General features: G+C 69.9%; 3 protein-coding genes. 1 reads left to right on the forward strand and 2 read right to left on the reverse strand.

Annotation, left to right across the window (positions count from 1 at the left end):
* Nucleotides 1-79: 79 nt before the first annotated feature.
* The gene (hemN, locus tag CH341_RS29845) at nucleotides 80-1,429 is read right to left on the reverse strand and encodes an oxygen-independent coproporphyrinogen III oxidase (RefSeq protein WP_111423044.1); all 1,350 of its coding nucleotides are present in this window, start codon (nucleotides 1,427-1,429) and stop codon (nucleotides 80-82) included.
* A 204-nt stretch (nucleotides 1,430-1,633) separates the two neighbouring features.
* On the opposite strand from hemN, the gene CH341_RS29850 reads away from it, so the two are divergent.
* Nucleotides 1,634-2,146, forward strand: a complete 513-nt coding sequence (locus tag CH341_RS29850; protein ID WP_111423047.1) for a YciE/YciF ferroxidase family protein — start codon at nucleotides 1,634-1,636, stop codon at nucleotides 2,144-2,146.
* Nucleotides 2,147-2,251: 105 nt separating this feature from the next.
* On the opposite strand, the gene CH341_RS29855 is transcribed toward CH341_RS29850, so the two are convergent.
* A complete protein-coding gene (locus CH341_RS29855) occupies nucleotides 2,252-3,058 on the reverse strand; it encodes an FkbM family methyltransferase (RefSeq protein ID WP_111423051.1) in 807 nt (268 codons plus the stop codon).
* Between the last annotated feature and the right edge of the window lie 235 nt (nucleotides 3,059-3,293).

Raw genomic sequence — 3,293 nt, forward strand, 5'->3', positions numbered from 1 at the left:
GCTCGCCGAAAACGCCGATGGCCGGGCCAAAAAGGCCCGGCCATCGCGACAATCGGACGTCAATATCGCCTTGTGTGGCCTAGACGGCCACGGAATGGCGCGAGCGGTTCTGCGGCAGGTAGGCGTCGAAGGCCGCGGCGACGAGGCGGACGAAGGGGCGGCCTTCCTCCGTGATGCTGATGCGGCGGCCGTCGATGCGCACCATGCCGGCGGCGACCAGGCCGTCGAGATCGTGCAGCTCGTGGGCGAAGCTGGTGTCGAGGCTGTCGGTGATCTTGTTGGCCGGCAGCGTGTCGAGATCGACGCCGAGGTCGCACATCAGGCGCTCGATGATCTCGGCCCGCAGCACGTCGTCGCTCGACACTGCGACGCCCTTGATGGTGGTGAGCGAGCCGCTCTCGATCGTGCGCGAGTAGCCGGCGATGTCGACGGCGTTCTGGATGAAGCCCTGCGGCAGCTTGCCGATGGCGCTGGCGCCGAAGCCGATCAGGCCGTCGGCCTCGTCGGTCGTGTAGCCCTGGAAGTTGCGGCGCAGCCGGCCGCCGCGCTGGAGCGTGGCGAGGTCGTCGTCGGGCCGGGCGAAGTGATCGAGGCCGATCGGCACGTAGCCGTGGCTCGCCAGCGTGCGAGAGGCGGCGCGCGCCTGCTCGATGCGCTCGCCCGGGCCGGCCAGGGCGGCGGTGTCGATGAGCTTCTGGTTGCCCTTGAACCACGGCACATGGGCGTAGCCGAACAGCGCCAGGCGGGAGGGATCCAGCGAGGCCGCGAGGCCGGCGCTGCGCTCCACGTCGGCGATGGTCTGCCGCGGCAGGCCGTACATCAGGTCGATATTGATGCGGTCGATCCCGGCCCGGCGCAGCATCGCGGCGGCGTCGCGGACGATCTCGAACGGCTGGACGCGGCCGATCGCGTCCTGGACGTGCGGCGAGAAGTCCTGCACGCCGAGGCTCGCCCGCGTGACGCCGACCGCGGCGAGCGCGTCGGCGAGCTGTTGGGTGAGGCGGCGCGGATCGAGCTCGATCGCGTGCTCGCGCAGGGTCGACAGGTCGAACGAGGTCCGGATCGCATCGACGATGCGGGCGAGGCGCTCCTCGCCCAGGATCGACGGCGTGCCGCCCCCCCAATGGATGTGCACCACCTTGCGGCTGCCGGCGACGGCGGCGACCATGCCGATCTCCTGGATCAGCCGGTCCGTGTAGGCGTCGAGCGGCTCGGAGCGGCGCACCGCCTTGGTGTGGCATCCGCAATAGAGGCAGATGTCCGTGCAGAACGGCACGTGCAGGTAGAGCGACAGGGTGGATCCCGCCGGCAGGGCCGTCAGCCAGCCGGCATAGGTTTTTGCGTCGACGGCCGGCGAGAAGTGCGGCGCGGTCGGATACGAGGTGTATCGGGGAACGTTTCGTTCAGCGAGCGCGATGACACTGTTCATAGCCCAAACTGTAAAGGAAGATTGACGTTCGCGACCTTGATCAAGGTCAAACAGCCGGGCGATCGCGGCCTTCCTTCCGCCGGAACCGCGCCCCGGTTGTGCCGTTGGTCCAGCGAGCCGTGACCCGACCCCGGGCCGGCGGGCCGGCGGGCGGCGGAGCGCCGCCGACGCAAGGCATCCGACCCTCATCACAGGACGCGCAAAATGGGCTTTTTCTCCAAAGACATCCATACGATGGACGATCTCTTCGTGCACACCCTGCGGGACATCTATTACGCCGAGAACCGGATCGTGAAGACGCTTCCGGAGATGATCGAGAAGGCCGGCGACCCGCAGCTCAAGCAAGCCTTCAAGGCCCATCTGGGCGAGACCGAGAACCACATTGCGCGGTTGCAGGAGGTGTTCCGGATGCACGGCATCGAGGTCCGCGGCGTCGACTGCCCGGCCATCGACGGCATCCTGGAGGAGAGCGACGACGTGGCCGGCGAGGTCGACGATCCGAAGGTGCTGGACGCCGCGCTGATCGCCGCCGCCCAGGCGGTCGAGCACTACGAGATCACCCGCTACGGCACCCTGGTCGCCTGGGCCAAGCAGCTCGGCCGCGCCGACTGCGCCCGCGTGCTCGAGAAGACCCTCGAGGAGGAGAAGGCCACCGACGTGAAGCTCACCGCCATGGCGGAAGGCGGCGTCAACACCAGTGCCCGCGCCGCGCGCTGACGCTTTCAGGTGAACGGGCGGCGCGTTCCCTTCAGGGCGCGCGCCGTCCCTGCCGTCGCGGCGCACGCCGCGGAACCGTCGCGACAGCGGAGCCGTGTCGCCGTCTCACACCTGCAGCGTCTCGCCGATGCCGGCCGGGTGTCCGGACGGGAGCTCGGTCAGAAAGTAGCGCGCCGGCTCGTAATGCGTCTGCGCGCAGCCCGGGGCGACAAAACGGTCGCCGCACAGGTCGGCCCGCACGAAGAAGGCGTTGACGCCGCTGAGGCTGCAGCCGACCAGCCGATAGCCTTTCTGCGCCCCGAGGCCGGCGAGGGCGGCGAGGCTGGCGCCGAAATGATTGTCGCCGGACCACGACCGCGTCGGATCGTAGGGCACGACGATCGAGGCCGGCGGCGGCCAGGTCGCGTTGTACTCGATGCAGACGACCCGCGGTGACGTGCGGGTGATCGCTTTCCAGACCCAGTAGTCGTTGTAGTCGATGTCGATCGACAGAAGGTCGATCTCGGCCGGCAGTCCGGCCTCGGCGATGACCCGGTCGATCGTCTCGGCGCTCACCCGGGCCTGGACGATCCGCAGCGCCCCGCTGCGGAGCCAGTGCTCGTGGGTGGTCTGCATCCGTCGCACGTCCGACGGGTCGGCCTCGAGCCACACGCCGCGCCAGCCCTGGTGCAGCAGCCACACCGAATTGCACTCCCGGCCGTCGCCGACCCCGAACTCCAGGAAGCTCTGGTCGGTCGTGCCGATCAGCTCGAAGATGCGGGCGAGCAGCCCGTCCTCGTCGCACTGGGAATAGACCTTGCGGCCGAAGCGCGAGAGGCGGCGCGGGTCGGCGTAGCGCTCGCTCGCGAGCGTACTGTCGACATAGCGCACGAGGTCGAGCCAGGACGCTTTGGGGAGGTCGTGAAAGCTCATGCGGTCCGCTCCGGCCCGACCCGGACGGCGGCTCGGCACGGGCGGAGCACGCCGCCAGTCGCGGCGGCTCGCTCCTACCACGGGAGGACCGCGGCCGCACCCGGCCGCCGGGTGGCGAGAGGGGTGGCCAGGGAGCGGCAAGGGAGCGGCAAGGGACCGGCAAGGGAGCCGGCGAGGGACCGGCGAAGGGGTGGCCAGGGAGACGGAGGTGGGCGAGCGGCGGCGTGGGCCGCCG

This window comes from Rhodoplanes roseus, from assembly GCF_003258865.1.
Lineage (GTDB): Bacteria > Pseudomonadota > Alphaproteobacteria > Rhizobiales > Xanthobacteraceae > Rhodoplanes > Rhodoplanes roseus.